At 56.1% G+C, this 21,808-nt stretch carries 14 protein-coding genes; 9 read left to right on the plus strand and 5 right to left on the minus strand.

Annotated elements, in window-relative coordinates:
• Window positions 1-11 precede the first annotated feature (11 nt).
• The 6 genes from SCARR_RS10330 (at window position 12) to phoU (ending at window position 6,584) form a co-directional block, all read left to right on the plus strand.
• Window positions 12-1,361: a TolC family protein gene (locus tag SCARR_RS10330; RefSeq protein WP_136061505.1), complete on the plus strand. Its 1,350-nt coding sequence runs from the start codon at window positions 12-14 to the stop codon at window positions 1,359-1,361.
• 148 nt (window positions 1,362-1,509) lie between these two features.
• Window positions 1,510-2,325 (plus strand): phosphate ABC transporter substrate-binding protein, encoded by an 816-nt coding sequence (locus tag SCARR_RS10335; protein ID WP_136061506.1) that lies wholly within the window; start codon window positions 1,510-1,512, stop codon window positions 2,323-2,325.
• Between the two features lie 134 nt (window positions 2,326-2,459).
• A complete protein-coding gene (locus tag SCARR_RS10340) occupies window positions 2,460-3,605 on the plus strand; it encodes a PstC family ABC transporter permease (protein ID WP_136061507.1) in 1,146 nt (381 codons plus the stop codon).
• Window positions 3,606-3,678: 73 nt separating this feature from the next.
• Window positions 3,679-5,025, plus strand: a complete 1,347-nt coding sequence (gene pstA / locus SCARR_RS10345; RefSeq protein ID WP_136061508.1) for a phosphate ABC transporter permease PstA — start codon at window positions 3,679-3,681, stop codon at window positions 5,023-5,025.
• A 19-nt stretch (window positions 5,026-5,044) separates the two neighbouring features.
• Entirely contained in the window at window positions 5,045-5,848 is an 804-nt protein-coding gene (gene pstB, locus SCARR_RS10350) for a phosphate ABC transporter ATP-binding protein PstB (protein ID WP_222846299.1), read from the plus strand.
• Between the two features lie 76 nt (window positions 5,849-5,924).
• Window positions 5,925-6,584: a phosphate signaling complex protein PhoU gene (gene phoU / locus SCARR_RS10355; protein ID WP_136061510.1), complete on the plus strand. Its 660-nt coding sequence runs from the start codon at window positions 5,925-5,927 to the stop codon at window positions 6,582-6,584.
• Window positions 6,585-6,599: 15 nt separating this feature from the next.
• Here phoU and SCARR_RS10360 read toward each other — a convergent pair whose 3' ends face one another.
• Window positions 6,600-8,129, minus strand: coding sequence for an OprO/OprP family phosphate-selective porin (locus tag SCARR_RS10360; RefSeq protein ID WP_136061511.1), 1,530 nt, complete (start codon window positions 8,127-8,129; stop codon window positions 6,600-6,602).
• 357 nt (window positions 8,130-8,486) lie between these two features.
• Here SCARR_RS10360 and SCARR_RS10365 point away from each other — a divergent pair, with 357 nt between their 5' ends.
• From SCARR_RS10365 to SCARR_RS10375, 3 genes are all read left to right on the plus strand, one after another.
• Window positions 8,487-8,699 carry a cold-shock protein gene (locus tag SCARR_RS10365; RefSeq protein WP_136061512.1) on the plus strand — a complete coding sequence of 71 codons (213 nt, stop codon included), beginning with the start codon at window positions 8,487-8,489 and terminating at the stop codon, window positions 8,697-8,699.
• Between the two features lie 468 nt (window positions 8,700-9,167).
• Window positions 9,168-11,099 carry a DUF1800 domain-containing protein gene (locus SCARR_RS10370; RefSeq protein ID WP_168433221.1) on the plus strand — a complete coding sequence of 644 codons (1,932 nt, stop codon included), beginning with the start codon at window positions 9,168-9,170 and terminating at the stop codon, window positions 11,097-11,099.
• Window positions 11,100-11,108: 9 nt separating this feature from the next.
• Window positions 11,109-12,521 (plus strand): DUF1501 domain-containing protein, encoded by a 1,413-nt coding sequence (locus SCARR_RS10375; RefSeq protein ID WP_136061514.1) that lies wholly within the window; start codon window positions 11,109-11,111, stop codon window positions 12,519-12,521.
• Window positions 12,522-12,527: 6 nt separating this feature from the next.
• Here the strand turns inward: SCARR_RS10375 and SCARR_RS10380 are convergent, their stop codons facing one another.
• The 4 genes from SCARR_RS10380 to SCARR_RS10395 form a co-directional block, all read right to left on the minus strand.
• The gene (locus SCARR_RS10380; protein WP_136061515.1) at window positions 12,528-13,019 is read right to left on the minus strand and encodes an 8-oxo-dGTP diphosphatase; all 492 of its coding nucleotides are present in this window, start codon (window positions 13,017-13,019) and stop codon (window positions 12,528-12,530) included.
• A 79-nt stretch (window positions 13,020-13,098) separates the two neighbouring features.
• Window positions 13,099-13,983 carry a mechanosensitive ion channel family protein gene (locus SCARR_RS10385; RefSeq protein WP_222846258.1) on the minus strand — a complete coding sequence of 295 codons (885 nt, stop codon included), beginning with the start codon at window positions 13,981-13,983 and terminating at the stop codon, window positions 13,099-13,101.
• Window positions 13,984-14,193: 210 nt separating this feature from the next.
• A complete protein-coding gene (locus tag SCARR_RS10390) occupies window positions 14,194-19,779 on the minus strand; it encodes a S8 family serine peptidase (protein ID WP_168433222.1) in 5,586 nt (1,861 codons plus the stop codon).
• Between the two features lie 59 nt (window positions 19,780-19,838).
• Window positions 19,839-21,788, minus strand: coding sequence for a type II secretion system protein GspD (locus SCARR_RS10395; RefSeq protein ID WP_136061517.1), 1,950 nt, complete (start codon window positions 21,786-21,788; stop codon window positions 19,839-19,841).
• Between the last annotated feature and the right edge of the window lie 20 nt (window positions 21,789-21,808).

Consider the following 21,808-nt stretch of genomic DNA (forward strand, 5'->3'; position numbering starts at 1 on the left):
GAGATTGTAAAATGAAAACCCATCTTATTACCTTCACTCTTGTTCTCGCGGCGGCCGCCCATGCGGAACCGCTGCTGATCGACCTGCCGACCGCCTTGCGGCTCGCCGACGAAAAGAACACCGACCTCGCCATCCAGGTGCAGCAAGTGGAGCTGGCCGAATTCGACAAGGCCGCGGCGTGGTACCAGTGGCTTCCGACAGTGCGCGTCGGCGCGAGCTACGGCTGGCAGAAGGGCCAGTTGCAGGAAACCGACGGCACCATGACTGACGTCGAGCGCAACTCGCGCTACGGCGGGCTGGGCGCCGGTGCTTCCGGTTCCGGCATGCCGCTGCGCCCCGGCCTTTCAGCCGGCGTCGATCTTTCCGCCGCTATTTTTGGGCCGCTAGCCGCCAAGCAGCAGTTTCAGGCGGCCATGCTGGGCGAAGAGTCGGTTCGCCTTCGAGTGATGCTTGATGTGGCCTCGGCCTACTATGAATTGGTGCGGGCCTTCCGCGAACTAGAGATTGCCGAACTGTCCGCCGAAAATTCGGGAGCGCTGGCCAAGCAGACCGCCGACTTTGCCGCCAGCGGCGAAGGCCTCCAGGCCGATGCCGAACGGGCCGAGGTGGAATCGCTCATTCAACAGCAGCGGGTGGAGCTGGCACGGGAGCGTAAAGAAGGCGCTGCGGTCCAAATGGCACGCCTGCTTCGGCTCGACGATGCAGCGCAGCTCACTCCAGCGGATTCCATGATTACGCCGCTCGCACTGATGGAGGCCGAGGCCGATCTCGCCGATCTGGTCTCGCGGGCACTGATGAACCGCCCCGAAGTCGGGCAGAACCGCGCGATCCGCGCCGCCGGAAAGGCCCAGCTTGATCAGGAGCGCTACGGCATTTTCCTGCCCAAGGTCGAGGTCGGCTACAGCTATGGCAGCTATGGCGGCGGACAAGGTTCCGGAAACAGCGGCGACGATGAGCGCCACGACGTCTATGGAATGCTCTACTGGCAGTTCGACAGCCTCGGCCTGCGCAACCGCAACAACATAAAGAAACAGCGCGCCCTGATGAGCAAAGCCAAGGCCATGGAGGAACAGGCGCTGGTAGATATTGCGGCCGAAGTACGGATGGCCTATGCCCAGTTTTCAGGCGCGCAGCGCCAGCTCGGCCTCGCGAAGCGCGCCGTGGACAGCGCGCGGAAATCCTATGAGCTCAACAACGAACGCATCTTTGAAAACAGCGGACTGCCGCTCGAAGCACTGCAGTCGGTTAAAGCGCTAGCCGAGGCCGAATCGCTCTATCTGGCTGTGGCCACGAAATACAACATGTCGCAGCTGCGGCTGGTCTCCGCCACCGGCAAGGGCCTTTCCGCCCCGAAAGAATAAGCGGCCGGAGTTCCAATGGATGGAAGGCGTTGGAACTTACTGCTTTTTCATGCTCCGCTAATACCCTTCTAATCCGCTCCTAACATTTCGTGCTCATCCTTTGGCCGTCGTTAATTAAGAAACGGCTAAACCAACAGGAGAATACGATATGAAAAAAACAGTTATCACCACGTTTGCAATTTGCGCGGCGCTCAGCACGCAGGCACAAAACAAAATCGCCATCGACGGCTCTACTACTGTAGGCCCCATCGCCAAGGCTTTCGCTGAATACTTCATGTCGGCCAACCCCGACGTGAACATTACCGTTTCCGAGTCCGGCAGCGGCAACGGCGCCAAGAGCCTCGTCAACAACACCTGCGACGTAGCCGCCATGTCCCGCCCGATGAAGGATACCGAGTTCAAAGCCGCCGCCGACAAAGGCATCCAGCCGGTCGCCCACGTCGTCGCCCTCGACGGCCTGCCGATTCTCGTCCACCCGTCCAATCCCGTTCAGGCCCTGACGGTTGAACAGGTCCGCAAGATTTACCTTGGAGAAATCACCAACTGGAAGCAGGTCGGCGGACCGGATAAAGCCATTGTCAGCATTTCGCGCGACACCAACTCCGGCACCTACGAAACCTTCGCCAAGCTCGTAATGAGCAAGCAGAAGATCCACAAAAACTGCGAATACGTCGGCTCCAACGGCGCTATCCGCCAGCGCGTGCAGAGCACCCCGGCCGCCATTGGCTACGCCGGCCTCGGCTTCGTCGACAAAACCGTGAAAGCCCTTAAAATCAACGGCATCTACCCGTCCGCAGAAACCGTGCAGACCGGTGAATACCCGATCGCCCGCCCGCTCTTCATGTACACAAACGCTTATCCGAAGCTAGGCTCCCCCCTCTACCGCTTCGTTACCATCCACCTCACCGAAGACGGACAGGAAATGGTTGAAGAAATCGGCTTCGTTCCGGTTACTGCATACTAATGCAGCATGATTCGTGACGATTGAGGCGCGACCTGCGGGTCGCGCCTTTTCAACATACCCTTCTAACCCACCCCTAATCTTTCGCTAACAATTCACCCCCACTATCGCCGCGTCTTTAAGAAATTCAGGAGTCTATGAGCGCAAAATCTAATCAAAGCCTAATCATGAGCGATGCCGCCAGCCGACGGCATCGGATGGCGACTCTGTTTGGCCAGTCCATTCTTTTCCTGATTACCTCGCTATCCACCTTAACGGTGTTTTTCATTTTCTATTTTATTCTGAAAGACGCGATCCCTTTCTTCAAACTCGAAGGTTTCAAGGAGTTCTTCACCAGCGCACGGTGGTATCCTTCCGGCTCGCCGGCTGAATTTGGTGCGTTGCCAATCTTCATGGGCACCGGCCTAGTCACGCTCGGCGCCGTGGTGGTGGCCGTTCCGCTGGGCATCGCCGCCTCGGTTTGCTTGAGCGACCTGCTCCCCTTTCACATTAGGCAGATTGTTAAGCCCATCATTGAAATTCTGGCGGCCATCCCCTCGGTCGCCTATGGTTTCTTTGCGTTGGTGGTTTTTGCCCCGATGCTGCAAAACCATGGAGGCGCGATCCTCTCCGCAGGAACCTGGATGATTCTCGGTCCGATCTTTGCCCTGCTGGTGATTGTTATGGGCGACCTCACCATCGACAAGCTGCGCAACAAGGTGAAAAATCCCAAGCTGGCCGGAGCGATTGTTTTTCCAATCCTTGGCATTCTGGCCTTCACCTTCATCTACCGTCTGGCCAGCCATCTGAGCGGCGTTGAAATCAGCAGCGGCACCAACGCGCTGAACGTGGCGGTCATCCTCGGCATCATGGCATTGCCCACGGTGGTGAGCGTTTCGGAAGATGCGCTCCAAGCCGCCGGACGCGAGTTGCGCGAAGGCTCCTACGCCCTCGGCGCCACCCGCGCGGAAACCATCATCAAAACCGTCATCCCCGCCTCGATCAGCGGCATTCTGGCGGCGGTCATTCTCGGCGTCATGCGCGCCATCGGCGAAACGATGGTGGTCTGGATGGCGTCCGGCAACGCGGCGCGCCTGCCGGACCCGTGGTACAACATGCTCCAGCCCGTCCGCACCCTCACCGCCACCATTGCCGGCGACATGGGCGAGGCCGACCACGTCACCGGCTCCTCCCGCTTTCACGTCCTGTTCGCCATGGCCTTCTGCCTGCTCGCCTTCTCCTTCATCATGAATCTCGCCAGCGAGCTCATCGTCAAGCGCTCGCGCAAGAAGCTGGGAAAATAAACTGAAACGTGAAACCTGAAAATACAAACTTGGATTCTTCCGTGCATTCAGTGTCTTCCGTGGTTGAAAAAACATGAGACTAGAAACTAGAAAACTTTTGGACAAAGCCTTTTCCGGCCTCGGCATCATTGCCATCGGCGTCATGGCCATGGCGTTGCTGCTCATCCTGACGCCCATTGTCGTCCGGGGATCGAAGGCGTTTGTTTTTAAGGGAACGATCGAATTCCGCCGGATGATGCTGGAGCAGTTCGATCGCGGCGACCCCGATAAATTCAACCAAGAAGCGGCCAGCACGGCCGCCGCCCGCGCGCCCGTCTACCTCATGATGGAGGAGTTCGAAGCCGAGATGAAGGCGATGAAAAGCTCCGAGCGCCGCGAATACAAGGCTGCCTTCAAAGAGGTTGAAAAAAGCATCGAGACGCTGCTCGGACCGATCCCCGGCGAGCGCAAGCCCGTGCTGCTCCGTCAGCAATACGGCCAGACCCGCTGGGAGCGCACCTTGGTCAAACTGCACGAAGCGCTCTACTCTGAAGAATGGGACTATTCCAATGCCGACGCCATGGGCTTGCTGGTTGAAAAACCACGTGTGGAGCAGTTTATAGGCACCAAACTTGAACCGATGTTCCCCTATCTGGAGGAGCATATCAGCGATATGATGTTGCCCAAAACCACGTTCTACTGGCGCTTCATCACCGATAAATCAAAAGACTCGCACATTTTTGGAGGCATCTGGCCGGAGGTGCTCGGCACCCTCTACCTCACGCTCGGCGCGATGATTTTCGCCATCCCCATGGGCGTGATTGCCGCCATCTACCTTTGCGAATATGCCAAGGAAGGGCGCGTGGTCAGCTTCCTGCGCATCTGCATCAGCACGCTCGCCGGCGTGCCCAGCATTGTCTTCGGCCTCTTCGGCCTCGCCTTCTTTTTGAACACCATTCACGTGTCCAACTCCAAAAGCGTGCTGGCTGGATCGCTGACGCTTTCGCTGCTGATCCTCCCGACCATCATCCGCTCCTCGGAAGAGGCGATTCTCGCCGTGCCGCGCGCCTATAAAGAAGCCGCGCTCGGCCTCGGCGCCGGACGCTGGCACACGGTGATGAGCGTTATCCTGCCCGCATCCCTGCCCGGCATCCTGACCGGCATCGTCATCAGCATGGGCCGCGCCGCCGGCGAAACGGCTCCTATCATCTTTACCGCCGCGGTCAGCGTCGGCGCGCCGCTCAAGATTTGGGAAACGCTGAGTCAACCGACGCCCGCCCTGCCGTGGAACATTTACAACCTTTGCACCGAACACGAAGCGGTGGACGAAATCCGGCACGTTCAATACGGCATGGTTTTCACCCTAGTGGCCATTGTGCTGCTCCTAAACCTGTTCGCCATCCTGATGCGCGCACGAATTTCCAAAAAATTGCGAGGCTGATATGACCGAAGAAATCACCATGAAGAAAATCGACACGTTCGCCGAACACGGCGACGACGGCGCGACGAACGAAACGCATATCGAAGCCAAGGACTTTTCCCTGTTTTACGGCGACTTCGAAGCCGTGCGCAAAGTCAGCATGGAAATCCCCAAGCAAAAGGTTACGGCCATGATCGGCCCAAGCGGTTGCGGCAAGAGCACCCTGCTGCGCTCCATTAACCGCATGAACGACCTCATTCCCTCCACCAGCGCGACGGGGGAAATGATTTTCGACGGACACAACATTTACAACAAAAACATCGACGTCGTTACCCTGCGCGCCCGGGTCGGCATGGTGTTTCAGAAACCCAACGTCTTCCCCAAGTCGATTTTCGACAACGTCGCCTACGGCCCGCGCCTGCAGGGCACCAAGAACAAGCAGGAACTCAGCGAAATCGTTGAGCAGAGCCTGCGCAACGCCGCCATCTGGGACGAGGTGAAGGACCGCCTCACCGCCAACGCCCTCGGCATGTCGGGCGGGCAGCAGCAACGCCTTTGCATTGCCCGCGCCCTGGCCATCAAACCGGAAATCCTGCTGATGGATGAGCCAACGTCCGCGCTCGACCCCAAAGCCACCGCCAAGATCGAGGATCTCATCGGCGAGCTGCGCAACAACTACACCATCATTATCGTGACCCACAACATGCAGCAAGCCGCGCGCGTCTCCGACCTTACCGCTTTCATGTATGAAGGCGTGCTGGTAGAGTTTGGAAAGACAAAGCAATTGTTCACCAACCCGGACAATCCGCAGACGGAAAACTATATTACTGGACGATTTGGTTAGTAATGCGTAACGAGTAATGCGTAACCGAGAATAGCACGCATTACGGATTACGGATTACGGATTACGGAGAAACCCCATGGCAAAGCATTTGGAAAAAGAACTCGAGCGCTTGAAAAAGCTGATCTACACGCTCAGCGCACGAGTGGATGAAAACCTTGAGTTGTCGGTTAAATCGTTTCAGGAAAACGATCTCGACCTGGCGCAAAAAGTCATCGCCGACGACAAGATCATCGACGACATGGAAGTCGAGGTGGAAGAGGAATGCCTCAAGGCGCTGGCCCTATACCAGCCGGTGGCCATCGACCTCCGCTTCATCACCGCCGTCATGAAAATGACCAGCGACCTCGAGCGCATCGGCGACCTCGCCGCCGACATTGCCAAAAACGGCATCGCCATCAACAAGGCCCCTAAACCGAAGATCCCTCTCGACCTTCATCAGATGAGCTACCTCGTGAAGGCTATCGTCCGCAAAAGCCTCGATGCCCTAGTAAACATCGATCCCTATCTCGCCCGCGAGGTCATCAAGGACGATGCTGAAATCAATGCGATGAAGGCTGAAATGAAAGATGAAATCGTGCAGGCGCTTCAACGCGAACCCGCACATGCAGAATCGCTCATCACGCTGCTGGCCATCACCCACCGCCTCGAGCGCATTGGCGACCATGCCTCCAACATTGCTGAAGATGTAATCTACATGGTCGAAGCGGAAATCGTCCGCCACCAGCCGGCCGAGTAAGACGCCTTTCGCTCGCTAAAACTCGACCTGAAAACGGGTTTGAACGAAGTAGAGTTCGCCATTGGAATCCGGCTTGTCGACATTGGCCCCGCCAAGCACCAGCATAAGCCGGTTTTGTTGGGTCAGATAGCAGTTAAAGCCGGTGCTGAGAACCGACATCTTTCCGCCTTGAACCGCCCCGTCTGTCAGATCGATATAAGACGCCCTCGCCGTTAACTCCAGAGCGCCCAGATGGCGGTCCTTAAAGGAAAACTTGCGCTTGAGCTTCACACGTCCAAATGTTCCGTTGCTTCGGTTATAGGGGCGCGAATCACCGGTTAAAAATACGCTGCCCATTATGTAGCCGCCGAAGAAGTCGTGTGTATCGTCGGCCTCATCGTCGGCAAAGGCATTAAAGAATTCACCCTGCACGGTGAAGGGCCCCTTCGCCCAAGCGGCTTCCAATGCATAGGTGAACGCTTGGTCTCCACCAAGTTCTCCGGTATCAACGAGGTGGGGCGCCAAATAGCTTCCCGGCCTCGCCCGGTAGCGGGTGCCATCGCCCTGCGAAAACTGAAAACCGCTGGAAATCCCAAGATGAACGAGCTCTTTCGACTCGGGGCGATCCATCACCAACCATGTTCCCCGGCTGACAAAGCGCGAATAGCTGTCCGACGTATCCCCGTCTTTGTCATCCGCAGTCTGGCCGAAAAAACCGCCCAGCAACGTTCCTTTTCCCTCGTAAAGCTGGCCTCCGATTTGAAAGCCAAGCCGCTCGCCGGGGACGAACGCACCGACCGGAGCGGCCCGTTCCATAAGCAATGTGCTGGAGCTGCTCTGCATATATTCCAGCGACATTGGAGCCTTGAACAATCCAACCTTTAAACTGTTCACATAAGGAATTTCATGAAACCAGAGGTAGCCGTTGCTGAAGGAATAGTCCCCGTTGGAGACCCCGTACTCCACTCCATAGGTCAGCGGACGGAAAAGATAGGTTCGGCCGTAGGTGCTCAGCCGAATACGCCGGGTAGTCGAGTTGTGGTTGACGTCAGGCATGTCGCCACCGCTATGAAAGCCGCCGGCATCAATGTGCACCTTTGCCCCTACGCGCCCGGTGATGCGGCGTTTTTCTGAAAAGATCGATTTAAGAACATTTTTATCAGATGGGTTGTCCCGCTTTAATTCATAATAGAGACCGTCCTTGAGATAAAAATTAACCTGCATTCGGGAGCGGTTCTCCTTCGAAAAGATCGACTCCCAGCTTCCCGCATCTTCATCCGCTTTGACGGAGGCGACAAAATTGGTCTCGCTGATGGCACGAGCGGCTTCAACAATGTTTGTTTTGTTTTGGGCAATCGCGACCGCCACAAGATTCGTATCATTGGAATCAATAGCTTCCGCAAGCTGAGTAGCCTCCTTAACGTCCTCGACTGTAGTCACAAGGTTGGCATCAACCTTCGGCGGATCCACGGCAACGGCTTCGCTTCCCTTATCGGCAAATCCCACCGTTGCTCCCAACAGGAAAACAGCCAGCTTCCACATGATTATTTTTTTGGATGCCAGCATTCCTACAACTCCATCACTATCTAAAACATATAAATGCTCAAGTTACTTTAGTATAGATTGTGGATTCATGCGCAGTTTTGCAAGTACAATGCCACCCTCGCCCCATCAGCAACCACAAAACCTAGCAGAAGCATAATGGTCGCTCGAAAACCCGGAACAGCAAGGCTTTCAAACCCTCGAAAAAGAAAAATTAATATTAAAACGGGCTCGCAATTCCGTTTTAGCATCCCTAGCCTTTCTCGTGATTGGAAACAATCAACCCCTAGGGGGTTGAAATGAGAGGCCGGTTTCTATAAGGGGGATTTGGCCAAGTCAAGAAAATGGCCGGCAACGGCCCGTTTAGGAGTATAGAAAGTCATGTCAGATCAGTTGGAAACCGGTACCGTCAAATGGTTCAATGATGAAAAAGGCTATGGGTTCATTTCCCGCGAAAGCGGCGACGATGTATTCGTACACTTTACCGCCATCAACGCAGAAGGACGCCGCTCCCTGCAAGAAGGACAAGGTGTAAGCTTCGAAGTGGAAAATGGCCAGAAAGGCCCGCAAGCCACTAACGTTACCCCCCAATAGTTTCCAAGGGGAGGAAAGCCCGCTTTCCATCCGTAGGGAATATTTCCAACCAATCCTTGAACCGCACGGTTCAGGGCGTTGGTTTTTTTTTGCCCGCACACAACACGGCGGGCTGTCCAGCGCCCCGCTAAGGCCCAGCGCAGAGCCATTCTAAACAAGAATGCAACCATGGCCTCTGCTTTCCTTCCGCATCTTTTTTGAACGCTTTCTCATAAAACGCATCTACAGCACTACGGATTTGACCCCTATTAGGTATTGTGATACCTATTTTAGGTACTTGTTGCGCAGTTACTTAACGAGGTTTATATGAATGCTCTCGCTCGAAAAATAATGGTCGCTACGGTTGGCATAGCCTTTAGCGGCCTTTTGGCTCAAACAAGCCATGCGTCTGACACATTGACATCCAGCGTATCCAATGGCCAATTCGAGGTAATCCTTCCTGACTCGGCGCCGACAAACCAGTTTCGGATGCTTGAATGGTCAACCGATATGGTGAACTGGGAACCGGTGGCGCGTGACTACGGAACAGACTGGGAGAACACATTCCCCTTTGCATTGCCGGTTTCCACCGGAGGCGAGAACCAAGTGCTTTCGGATCCGAACGATTCCGACAAACGCTTCTATCGCGTGGTTTCCACAACCACCAGCAGCCTGAACAACTCCAACTCGATTGCGCGCTTTCTGCAGCAGGCGACGTTTGGCCCGACGCGGGATTTGATCAATAATTTTCCTGGGCTGGACAGTGCTGACTTGAATGATGCTCCCTACACAAACTACGCAACGTGGATCGATGCACAGCTTGCCGGCCCCACCAATTCCCACCGCGCCTTCTGGCGCGAGCGCAGCAACCCCACCTATACTGACAACCCAGCCAATGCACATCTTTACGAAGTGAGCCATAACCCAGCGTATGGGCACCAGTTATCCTATTACATCGATAACACGGCGTATAAAGCGAACACCAATGACGCCATTGCCGTCGACCGTAAATACAACGACGTTCTGTTCAACACCGAAGAAACCAAAAAGATCGTCTGGTACCAGATGGCCCTGAAAGCTGACGACCCCCTGCGCCAGAGAATGGCGTGGGCGTTGAGCCAAATCTTTGTCGTTGGGGAAAACGGTTCCAACCAAGCCAACTATGCAGAACGCTGGCTGACCTACTACGATATTTTCGTGCGCCATGCCTTCGGGAACTTCCGCGACATCCTCGGGGAAGTCACCTACAGCCCGCACATGGGCCGCTACCTCACCTTCGACAGCAACAAGAAAGCCGATCCCACCAAGGGAACCTTCCCCGACGAAAACTATGCCCGCGAAGTCATGCAGCTCTTTACCATCGGGCTGTGGGAGTTGAATCAAGATGGAACTCCGATATTGGATCCAAACGGAGAGCTCATCCCGACCTACAACAACTCGAACATTACGGAATTCGCCAAGGTGTTTACTGGGCTAAAGCGGCACCCCAAACGCTACAATGTTGAGACTTCCAACAACTATATGGATTCCTCGCTGATCCGGGCAGACTGGCACGACTTGACGGAAAAGACGCTGCTGGATGGAAGCACTCAAGGGCCTTTCCCGGAAACCGAAGCCGGGGTGCGCGCTGATATCGACGGTCTGCTCGACCATCTCTTCAACCATCCCAGCGCGGCGCCGTTTGTCGCCCGCAAACTGATACAGCGCTTCACGGTCTCCAATCCGTCGCCCCAATACATCTATGATGTGGCTGGAGCATTCATTGACAACGGAAGCGGCGTTCGCGGAGATTTAGCAGCGGTTGTTAAGGCGCTCCTGCTCCATCCCGAAGCAAGAGAAACCGCATTGGCCTACGATCCCGCCCACGGTCGCCTGCGCGAACCGCTCATCCGCCTCCTTAGCTATGCCCGTGCATTCGAAATCACTTCTCTCCAAACCTACGGATTCTTCCCCTTCTATAAGCTCGATGAGGTTTTTGCGCAGTCGCCCTACGACTATCCCTCGGTCTTCAGCTTCTATCTGCCGGACTATCAGCCCCTCGGCGAGATTCTCGACAGAAACCTCTTTTCGCCCGAGCTTCAGATCCACAACGACATCACCGCGCTCAGCCTCCCCAATGCTATCTGGTGGCTGGTCTTCGAAGGCATCCAACAGGATGGAACAACAGGAATCGGGCAGCGGTGGTATAGCCAAGGCGATCTCGATCTCTCCTACGAAAAAACACTCGCAACGGATTCAGGCGTCTTGCTTGCCCATCTGGATACCATGCTGACGGCCGGCCGTCTGACAGCGGCAAACCGAACCACAATCGCTGGAGTGATCGATGCCATGCCCAGTGGCTCTGACGGCGAACTCGAAGCCCGCGCACAACGAGCGATGTGGCTCATTTCTCTTACCCCCGAATTTAATGTGCTTTACTGAGGATCAACCATGAATACTCGCAGACAATTTTTCAAACAGGCCAACTGCGCAGCCGTTGGCACCGCCTCGATGGCTTCCACCTTGTTCTCTCTAAAAATGATGGAAGGCGCGGCCTACGGCGACACCTTGGTTGGCCAAAAGGCGCTTGTTTGCCTTTTCTTTTTGGGAGGAAACGATTCGTTCAATACGCTTGTCCCGACGGATGCAACAGCATACGGCGACTACACCGCAGTCCGAGGTGGGTTGCACCATCCCATCGACAATCCAACCGGCCTAGCGCTCGATAAAGACACTGGCCAATTGCTGCCGATTTCCGATCTAGGACAAACCTACTCCCAGAACTTTGGAATCCACCACAAGCTCCCCTTCCTTCAAGAGCTCTACGGCAACGGGAACCTTGCCTTTGTCAGTAATGTCGGCACGCTGATCGAGCCCACGACAAAAGCACAATACGAAGCAAAGAGCACCTCATTGCCGGTAGGCCTTTTCTCGCATGCTGATGAACAAATGCACTGGCAGACCGTTGTTCCACAGGTTCGCGGTGCGGGGCCAAAAGGCTGGGCGGGGCGCGTAGCCGATTTAATGGCCGAAGCCAATTCCGGGGCATCAGTAGGAATGAATATTTCTATTTCCGGCAACAATGTATTCCAGTCCGGTCCTGCTTCGGTTCCATACATCACAGATCCAGCCGGCGTCGTAACACTGAATGACTATGAGGGCACGGCCTACAAAAGTGCAATCGACAGCATATTGGCACAGCAGTATGGCAACCTCTATCAAAAGAGCTTTGCCGGCAGCGACCGGTTCGCTATAGACACTGCCGTAGCTTTCGCCGATGCCCTAAACCCCTTCGATTACAGCGCGGACTTTCCGACTACGCAAACAGGCAAAAAGCTGAGGAATGTAACCGAGATACTGTCCGCCAGAGGCCCTACGGGGCTTAACATGAACCGTCAAATATTCCTCGTTAGCCGTGGCGGATGGGACCACCATAACGAAGTCATCAATTCCCAAGAAAACCTGTATACTGAAATCAACGATGCCATTGAATCCTTTTGGAACAAGCTCGAAACCTTGGGGATGCAAAACGATGTCGTGTTATTTACGGCCTCCGATTTCGGTCGCACGCTAACCTCCAACGGCAGAGGATCCGACCATGCATGGGGCGGAAACGCCTTCATTCTTGGCGGCGACGTCAACGGCGGGAAAATCTACGGCGATTTCCCGGAGCTTGCATCAGGCAGCCATTGGGATATTGGGCGCGGGCGCCTTCTGCCAACCACCTCGGTCGATGAATACTGCGCTGAGATGGCATCATGGTTTGGTGTGCCTGGTGACGCATTGAGCACGATCTTCCCTAATGCCGGGAATTTTTTCGATCCACTGGGCACATCCTATCCGCTCGGAATTCTTGGCTCGTGATACGGCTCAATCAAGCTCGATGACGGCATCAAGCATGCGGTCGTTGTCGAAGATGAAGCGCCCGGAGAAATGCCGTCCTTCGAGCATGTGCGGAAACCAAATGTGGTCGTCCTCCCACATGCGGTCGAAGGGCAGTTCGTCAATCGAGCACCAGATGGGGTCGGCCTCGTCGGTTTCGGTCGGTTCGCCTTCGTAGCCGGTGGCGGTGTAGACGTAGCCGTGAATTGAGTTGTTGTCGGTGAACTGGAAATGAAGCTCGCCGGCAAACTCCACGCCCGTCGGGGTGATGCAGAGCTCCTCCTGGGTTTCGCGGATCGCGCATTCGAGCGGCGTTTCGCCGGACTCCAGCTTTCCTCCGGGGCCGTTGATCTTGCCCTTGCCGAAGCCGCGCTTTTTGTGGATGAGCAGAATGCGCCCGTCGCGGATCACAAACATCAGCGTCGCGGTCACCACCGGATCCCAGTTTTCCCAATTAACATCGTCTACGGTTTTATACATCCAGCGGCTCCCTAATAAAAAACTGCCGCGCAGTGTGCCGTGCGCGGCAGCTTCAAACAAGTTTCCTGTGGCAGGAAAATCAGTCTTCTTTGTGCTCGTACATATGAACATCGCGCTGCGGGAACGGGATGGTGATGTCTTCCGCATCGAACTTTTTCTTGATGCCTTCGATCATTCCGAAATAGACGCCCCAATAGTCGTTCGGATGGCACCACGGGCGCACCTTGAAGTTTACGCTGCTGTCGGCCATCTCCGAAACGAAGATGTCCGGCGCAGGAGATTCGAGAATGCCCGGAACCTCTTTGAGCACGGCCTGAATGGAAGCGCGCGCCTTGTCGATGTCGTCTCCATAGCTGATGCCAGCCGTAATGTCGACACGACGCGTTTTGTTGGCCGAATAGTTGGTGATGTTGTCGGACATCAGCTTGGAGTTCGGAACAATCGTCTTCTTGTTGTCGAGCGTATCGACGTGGGTCGTGAAGATGCCGATTTCGCGGACCGTACCCAGCACGCCGCCGGCCTCGATCAGATCATTCACCTTGAACGGCTTGAAGATGATCATCAGCACGCCGGACGCAAAATTCGAGAGCGAGCCCTGCAGCGCCAAACCAATGGCCAAACCGGCCGCACCGAGAATGGCGACGAACGACGTGGTCTTCACGTTCAGCTTTTCAAGCGCGGCCACCACCACGAACACCTGCATGAACACATAGGCCAAACTGGCGACGAAGGAAATCAGGGTGGGGTCCACCTTGCCCTTTTCCATCACCTTGCAAAGCACCTTCTTGAGCTGCTTGGCAAACCACATTCCAATAATCAGGATGGCCAGCGCGCCGAGCACCTGCAAGCCGTATTGAACAACCAGTTCCTGCAAGGTTTCCATCCAAGTTGCCGCCGTTTCTGCTGCCGACGAGACCATTTCGGTTGTGGACTCAACCACAGATGTAATGTTGCTTGTTTCCATTTCTACCTCCTGTTGCGGGTTAAACTGCTCTGCAATACCCCGTAACTATAAAAGCTGAACAATCTTTGGCAAGAACTTAGGAACATCTGAAATGGAAGCGGCCGCAGAAAGGGAAAGGCTCCGGATTGCTCCGGAGCCTTTCAGTTTTGCCAGACAGAGGAAATCGGCGGGAGGATCCTTTTTCCAATGTCTGTATTTTGGGAGAATGTTTTAGTTGCTCACCTCTACCTTGTAGAAGCCGCTGTCGGCGGCATCCGCATCCGGCACAGCAACCGAGCCGTTCGTTCCGGCCACAACGCCGTTTGCGAGCGGAGTCCAGCCCCCGCCGATTGAAGCGCAGCAGTAGACGGTGTAGGTGCGGCCAGAAACCGTATCGAAGACCACATCGCAGCCTCCGCCAGCCAGCGGACGGATGTCCGTCACGTAGAAATACGACGTGATGTCGAGCGGATCGGTGCCGGCAATTTGCTCGTCGCCATCGGGGCTCTTGTCGCCGTCGGAATCAGCGTTGGTGGGATTCGTTCCGGCGCCGTATTCGGCGGCGTTCGACAGGCCGTCGGAGTCGGAGTCTGCGCTGACGGAATCGAGGCCGTAGACGGACAGAAACTCCACAAGGGCGCTGGACACCATGGTCGGATCGGTGCCGTTGGCAACTTCAGATCCATCTAAGAAGCCGTCACCATCGGAATCCGCCGCGACATTGACGTATTCATAAGCGCCGATGTCCATACGGACATAACCGTTGTTGTCGCCATCGAGCGGGCGCTGAACGCCCTTGCGGTCGTAGGCTGGAGCGGAAGCCGATGTGCCGTTGTCAATGCATGGTGAACCGGCACCCAGCTCATAGCCCTTCTCGAACTGCGGATCGGTCGAAAAGTTGTAACGGTCGTATACAAATCCGCCGCCGTCGCTGATGTCGCAATACCACGGATCAAAATGCCCCGAGCCCTGGTTGCAGTGCAGCGCGTTGAAGGACGGACTTCCCGGAATCAACAACACGACCGGATCCGCTTCGGTGTCGAGTTGGGCATTGTTGCAGGAGTTGCTCCAGAGGATGTCGTTGCGCATATATTCAACAAAGTTTCCGTAGGTGGTGAAGCCGCCGCCGAGCGTCATGGCTTCGTTGTCGGCCACGGTGCAGTTGATCAGATTCACCTTGCAGTTGGGGCCGGCAAAAAGGCCGCCGCCCAAGCCGTAGTACGGCTTCAAAACATTTTCCGGAAACTCTGGATCGATGGCTGTTGTGCGGTTGTTGACGATCACGCAGTTTTGAACGGTTGGGAAGCTGCCGGACATCAGTAGAATGCCGCCGCCGTTTTCTTCGTCGTTGCGCGCATCGTCAACCCCGTCGGTTTCGTGGGCATAAACCGCAATATTCCTGCTTTCATAGCCGTAGAAGTCGCCTTCGAAGTAGTCGGGGGCGGCGTTGCCGGAAATGGTGCACTGGTCAATCAGCGGCGAACTGTTGTCGCAACGGATGCCCCCTTGGGAATTCGCCACCACCGTATTGATGATCTGCGCGTTTTGATCGTTCACCAGCCAGATGCCTCGACCGGTTCCTGCATAGTTTTCGCAGTTCGTGATCGCGGAGTTGACGACTTCCAGTCCGTCGCTGTCGGAAGCGTAGATGCCGCAACCCACAAAGATGTCGTAGATAACGCAGTCGAAGATCTTAGGCGTCGAGTCTTTGACCCGGATGCCGTGGCCTTCGTAGATAGTGCGAATGGTCACGTTGGAAATAACCGGATCGGAGGCAAATTCACAATAGACGGCATCTTCGCGGCAAAGTTCAACCACGCAGTTGGTGATGAGCGGGCTGGAGGCGTCTTTGCAAACAATCCCGTTCATTTCGCCGCAGTCGCCGTTGGAGCAGTCCAGCCCCTGCATCGAGCTCTGGATGGTGAATCCGGCCAGCACGGTGCTGGCAGTCTCGCCTCCATCGAACACAAACACCGGCGACAAGCCATGGCTGCGCACGACGGTCAGGGATGGATCGCCCTGCTCTTCGGCCAGGATGCGAAGATCTTTGCCTCTGGATTGGATGTTCCGGTTGCCTTCGCCGTAATAGAAACCTTCCTTGACGATAATGGTCGTGCCCGCTACTGCATTGCTGATGGCTTCCTGAATCGCATCGAACGGATGTTCAAGAGAACCGTCTTCGTCGGGATCGCTGGACTGCGGATCCTGCGGCATGCCACCGGCCCCGCCCCACTCCAGAGGCTGGTCCAAAACCGCATCATCATCGACCCAAACCGGATCAGCGGCGTTGGTGGCGATGGTGCCCCAGTTCCATTCATCTTCGTCCCTAAAGCCGTCTTCATCGGTATCCTCAGAGTCCGGATCGCTTCCGTTTAGATATTCCTGATAGTTGGTCAAGCCGTCGACGTCTTGGTCGCCGTCGGGGCCTTTGTCGAAATCATCGGTTCCATCGTCATTCGGATCCAAATTATTGTCCAGCTCCCACTTGTCGGGCATGCCGTCGTCGTCGGAATCAGCTTTAAGCGGATCCGTTTTGTGAGTTATGGTTTCATCCCAATCGCTCAAGCCGTCGCCATCGGTATCGCTCTTGTTCGGGTGCGTGCCCAAACCATATTCGCTTATGTTGGACAGTCCGTCTTCATCGGGATCATCGCTGGGGTTGTAATAGGTCGGGTTGAGCCCCATTTCAATTTCCCAGCCGTCGGGCATCCCATCGTTGTCGCTGTCGTATTTTCTCGGATTAGACCCTGCCGGCTCTTCGTCGCGGTTAAGCGCGCCATCGCCGTCATAATCGGCTTCATCGTCGCCATCTGCCGGATCGAGCGGATCCAGGTTGTTGAGCACTTCCCAGCGGTCGGTCATGGTGTCGCCGTCGGTGTCCGTCTTATAAGGGTCGGTTCCATAGGTGATGGCTTCTGCATAATCGGTCAAGCCGTCGCCGTCGGTGTCGGATTTGCGGGGATCAGAGTTGTATTGCTTCACTTCCTGATTGCCGTCCACCAAGCCATCGCCGTCCTGGTCCGAACTTTCGGGATTGAGGCCGGTCAGGTATTCGCCCCAGTTGCTGATGCCGTCGTTATCGTAGTCGCCATCCGCCGTCTCAACAAGGGAATTGAAATGCTCCATTTCCCACTTGTCGTACATGCCGTCGGCATCGGAGTCGGTGGAAGCGCGGAAGAGGTATAAGCCGCCGGTGCGCCCGGCTACGTAGACGTAGCCGTTGTTGAAGCTCACGTTCTGGGCAAAAATATTGGGATAGGATGCGTGCGTAGAAATGCTGGCCAGATCGCTGCCGTTCATCACCTTCAGGCCATCTGAGCCGTCAGCGACGTAGATCAGGCCGTCGTCTTCGCAAATGCCCAGCGGCGCAGTGAAACCGGCATTGCGGGAAACGAGCGAGAGGTCCGGATTTAAAACGGAGAAGCCATAGTTTTCCAAGGTCACAAAAAACTGGTTGCCGTTAAAGTACATCGCTTTCGAAGAAGCCAAGCCGTCTGGAGTCAGAAGCTTGAAGAAGCTATCGTACTGAGGGTTGGTTGGGCTCGAAACATCAACCGTTGTGACATATTCTGCGCCGGTCAAATAGGCCGTGCTTCCGGAAACCGCCACATCGTAGGCCGAAACAAACTGCGTGTCGAAGCTGCCCTTGAGCGTCGGCGCGCTCGGATTCGAGATGCTGACCACTTCAAGGCCGGTCTCGCCGGTGGCCACATAGGCGTAGCTGCCCTGCACCGCCGCATTGTATGCGGTGGTTGCGTAGATGCCCTTGAGCACCGGCTGGCTGGCGTTGGAAACATCGATGATATGCAGCCCGGTGCTGATATCCGAAAGATAGACATAGCTGCCCGACACTTCGACGCCACGCGCCGAGCCGCCCGATGCATAGGAGCTCATCAGCTGCACGTTCAGCGGATCGCTAACATCCAGAATGCGCAGCCCGCCGGCGCCGTCGGCCACATAGGCATAGCTGCCTTGGAGGGCAACATCATAGGCATCGAGGCAGGCGGCGTTTTGGCCAATAAACTGCAGCGAAGGCAATGCGCCCCCCACGTTCTTGGGGTTAAAGCCATAGCGGACTTCCCAGCCGTCAACGAGGCTGTCGCCGTCGGTGTCGGGATCGGTCGGATCGCATCCATTGCGGTACTCTTCCAGGTTGGTCAAAAAGTCGCCGTCGCCATCCAGTGCGGCATCGGCATCGCTGCTGGGATTCAGACCATAGCGTTCTTCCCACGAATCAGGCATGTGGTCGCCGTCGGTATCGTCGGCGTTTGCAAACAGTGCGTTCACATTGAGCCGCCCGCCGGAAACGGTCTTGGGCGCCAGAGAGGCCACTGGATCGACGCTTTCAAGCAAGAGCTGCTTGGCCGCGGCCGCGGAAATGGAGGGGTCGATGCCGGCCAGCAGCGCCATGGCGCCGGCCACATGCGGACAAGCCATCGATGTTCCGTCCATGCTGGTGGTGCCGCCGTTGAGGTATGTGCTGATAATCCCTACGCCCGGCGCGCCCAGATCGACTTCGGTGGCGCCATAGTTGGAAAAGGTGGCCAGATTGTCGTTCTCGTCCGTGGCGGCCACGGCAATCACGTTACCCACTTCGTAACTGGCGGGATACTGCTTAAGCGCATCATTGTCCGAAGCGTCATTGCCGGCCGCGGCCACAAAAATGGCCTCTTGGTCGTTGGCATATTCGACAGCATCGAGTTCGGTCTGGCTGAAGCCCGGGCCGCCATAGGAGTTGGAGAGCACCTTTGCGCCGTTGCGCACGGCATAGCGGATGCTGTCCGAAATATCTGATGAATAGGAGTCTTGATCGAAGTCGCCGCTATCGAGCGTGACCTTGACCGGCATGAGGCTGACGCTCCAGCACACCCCGGCCACCTGGTTGTTGTTGTTGCCGACTGCACCAATCGTGCCGGCGCAGTGGGTGCCGTGGCCGTATCCATCCTCGGGGGTTTTATCGTCGTTGCCAAAGTCCCAGCCGTTGACATCATCCACATAGCCGTTGCCGTCGTTGTCGAGCCCGTCATTGGCAATTTCGTTTTTGTTGACCCACAGGTTGGCCAGCAAATCGGGATGGTCCATATCCATGCCCGTATCGATGACCGCAACCACCACGTTGGAGCTTCCGGTGGAAAGATCCCACGCCTGAGGCGCCTTGATCTTGCCCATCCCCCACAGATCGCCATACATGGCATCGTTGGGCAGCTTGGAAATGCGGCGGATATAGTTCGGTTCGGCGTAGGCGACTTCGGCGGCGGCGGTTTCGAAATAGGCGATGGCCTGTTCGACGCCGTCCAATGAAGGTGCTTCAAGCTGCACGATAAATGTTTTTTCGTCTGAGAGGGCGCGGAGAATCGTTGCGCCATGCTCGCTGGCCAGACGTTCGAGGGCGTCAACCGAGGCATCGGGGCGAAGGCTGACCAACACATGGTCAGCCACCATTTCGATGTGGCCGGCCGAGATGAAATTGCGTTGTTGGCGGTCTTTGCGCAACGTTTCCTTTACGAGGCGGAGCGGATGTTTTCCGCTCTTTTCAATCAGCGCTTCATGCAGAATGGAGCCGTCGACCTGCAGGGTTTGGCGTTCGTCCAAAATGGTCGATTCCGGCAAAGCGGTGCTGGGAACAAGCTCCTGCACCGGTGTTTCGGCGGCCAGCAGCACATTGGCGGGAGCCGGGCCGACGACCGATTTTACAACTTCCGGCGGGAGCGGACCTGGCGCCGCATTGCGTTCCGGCTTCGTAGACAGGGTTCCGAGCAGCAGCAGGCCGATGGTTAATCCACAGGCGATACCCCAACCTAAAATTTTCTTTTTCATGACAACTCCCATCCAGCCGCCCTCCGCCTCTGCGGAGGGATGCTGCGGTTTTCTTTCCGTTACTTGGCTGAAACGACTTTGGTTTGCTTGGCGGACTTTTCCAGTTCCTTCTCAAGAGCTCTGATGCGCAGCTCCAAGCGGTTGTCTTCCTTCTCTTTCATCCCCTTGAGCATATCCTCTAGCCGGTCCTCTTCTTCAGCGCTGAAGTAGGAGCGGTCTTGCTCGCGCAGCACCTTGTCGTTGCGGTCTTTTATCACTCGGCGACGGGCCAGCTCGGAATCGTCAGGCAGTCCCAGCTCTGTGGTCAACTCCTGCGTATTGGCGAGGCCAACCGTAACGAAGATGATGGTTTCGCTCTGGCCGCTCATAGTCTGCTTCCAAGAGAACAACCGGCCGAGGAACGGAATGCTTCCAAGCACCGGTACCTTGCGTTCCTCTTCGCTATCGGTCGCTTCAGTCAGGCCGCCAATGGCCGCTGTTTGACCGCTGGCGAGGTTGAAAACAGTCTTGATGGTTTTCGCGTCAATGATCGGATAGGTGTTGTCGCCCGCCGGCTTGTCGTCATATTTGCGCGTCAGCGAGGGATTGATTTTCACGGTGATGTTGCTCGACGTGTTGATCGAAGGAGTCACATCGAGCTCGATGCCGAATTTGAAGAACGGCTCCAGCGGATCCAACGAGAAAGTGATGGTATCGGCCGTGTCGTTCATAGACTGCTGCCGCTCCTGCTTGAGGTTCGGCTCTTTCCGAACAATGGATATGTTGGCCATCTCTTCGTTTGCAACGATGATTTTCGGATTTGAAACGGTGTTCACCCCTTTCAAGTTTTCGAGTGCACTGACTGCCACGCGGAATTCGTCGGCGCTCAGCACGCTGGTGAACACCTTGCTCGAGGAGTCATCGTCGGTCTTCAAGACGGAGGGCGTCAGACCTTCATACACCGGCGTGAGCGGGCCAAGGCTGCCGGGAACAGAGAACCCGCTGCCTTCGGCGTATTTATTGCCGGCCGCATCTGTAAACCGATTCCGCTGCGTGCCGTCGGTCTTGGTATCCACATAGCTCTTTTCGGTGGCCCCTAGCGTGCCGGCGCTGTAGGCTTCCAGCACGCTCCAGTCGACGCCGAGGTCTTTCTGCGCATCATCGCTGAGTTCCATGAATTTGGATTCAATGAAGACTTGCTGGCGGACTATATCGATGACTTCCAGCACCGAGCGTACCTCGCTAATGCTCGATTCGGTGCTCTTGACCACGATCATGTTCCGCGAAGCGAATTCAGACACCTTGGCGTCCGGCGGAAGCAGGCCGCGGATCAGCTCAGCGACATTAGGAACGGTGGCATACTTCAGCAAAAAGGTTTCAACCATTTGCGGCTCGGGCGTGCCGACGGGACGGCGGCGGACGCTGTAGACATTGGAGTCGGAAACGCGCTGGTACAGCTCGTAATTGTAGGTGTCGAGAATCGCCTGCAGCGCAGGGCGCCATTCCACATCCTTGAGGTTCACCGAAATCTGCGAGGCTTCCGCCAACTCGGGAACAATGATGTTGGCGCCGGAAAGCTGGGCAAACAGGCTGATGGCCTCCCCGAGCCCCACCTTGTTCAGGCGGACGGAAATGAGGCTGCCCTCGCTCGACGCCTCGTCGGGCTCATAGGTATTCATATCCAAATCGTTAATGGAGGAAGCTTTCCCCTCTTCTTCAGTCTCCAACGTATCAAACACCGCATCGGTTTCTTCTACGCGTTCAACGGAAGCTTCCAGCACATCCTCCACTTGGGCCGCCGGGCCGTTGGACACGGTCAGTTCGACAACGGAAGCATCGATGACAGGGGCGGAAAGTTCGGTCACCACCGGAGTCTCGGCCGCCACCTGCTCTTGGTCGACCATATCAAGCAGCTCCATCAACGCATCGTCCTCAACCTTTTCCTGGGCGACGGCAAACGAGACCGCACAAAGCGCGACGGCCAAAGCGCCGCCAACAGTACCATTCCAACTTGATTTTATTTTTTTCATTTTCCTGTTCCCTTGTTTGA

Source organism: Pontiella sulfatireligans, assembly GCF_900890705.1.
GTDB lineage: Bacteria > Verrucomicrobiota > Kiritimatiellia > Kiritimatiellales > Pontiellaceae > Pontiella > Pontiella sulfatireligans.

Coding starts and splice junctions, on each gene's coding strand:
- SCARR_RS10330 (WP_136061505.1), top strand. CDS start 12: ATGAAAACCCATCTTATTACCTTCACTCTTGTTCTCGCGGCGGCCGCC.
- SCARR_RS10335 (WP_136061506.1), top strand. CDS start 1,510: ATGAAAAAAACAGTTATCACCACGTTTGCAATTTGCGCGGCGCTCAGC.
- SCARR_RS10340 (WP_136061507.1), top strand. CDS start 2,460: ATGAGCGCAAAATCTAATCAAAGCCTAATCATGAGCGATGCCGCCAGC.
- pstA (WP_136061508.1), top strand. CDS start 3,679: ATGAGACTAGAAACTAGAAAACTTTTGGACAAAGCCTTTTCCGGCCTC.
- pstB (WP_222846299.1), top strand. CDS start 5,045: ATGAAGAAAATCGACACGTTCGCCGAACACGGCGACGACGGCGCGACG.
- phoU (WP_136061510.1), top strand. CDS start 5,925: ATGGCAAAGCATTTGGAAAAAGAACTCGAGCGCTTGAAAAAGCTGATC.
- SCARR_RS10360 (WP_136061511.1), bottom strand. CDS start 8,129: ATGCTGGCATCCAAAAAAATAATCATGTGGAAGCTGGCTGTTTTCCTG.
- SCARR_RS10365 (WP_136061512.1), top strand. CDS start 8,487: ATGTCAGATCAGTTGGAAACCGGTACCGTCAAATGGTTCAATGATGAA.
- SCARR_RS10370 (WP_168433221.1), top strand. CDS start 9,168: ATGCTTGAATGGTCAACCGATATGGTGAACTGGGAACCGGTGGCGCGT.
- SCARR_RS10375 (WP_136061514.1), top strand. CDS start 11,109: ATGAATACTCGCAGACAATTTTTCAAACAGGCCAACTGCGCAGCCGTT.
- SCARR_RS10380 (WP_136061515.1), bottom strand. CDS start 13,019: ATGTATAAAACCGTAGACGATGTTAATTGGGAAAACTGGGATCCGGTG.
- SCARR_RS10385 (WP_222846258.1), bottom strand. CDS start 13,983: ATGGAAACAAGCAACATTACATCTGTGGTTGAGTCCACAACCGAAATG.
- SCARR_RS10390 (WP_168433222.1), bottom strand. CDS start 19,779: ATGAAAAAGAAAATTTTAGGTTGGGGTATCGCCTGTGGATTAACCATC.
- SCARR_RS10395 (WP_136061517.1), bottom strand. CDS start 21,788: ATGAAAAAAATAAAATCAAGTTGGAATGGTACTGTTGGCGGCGCTTTG.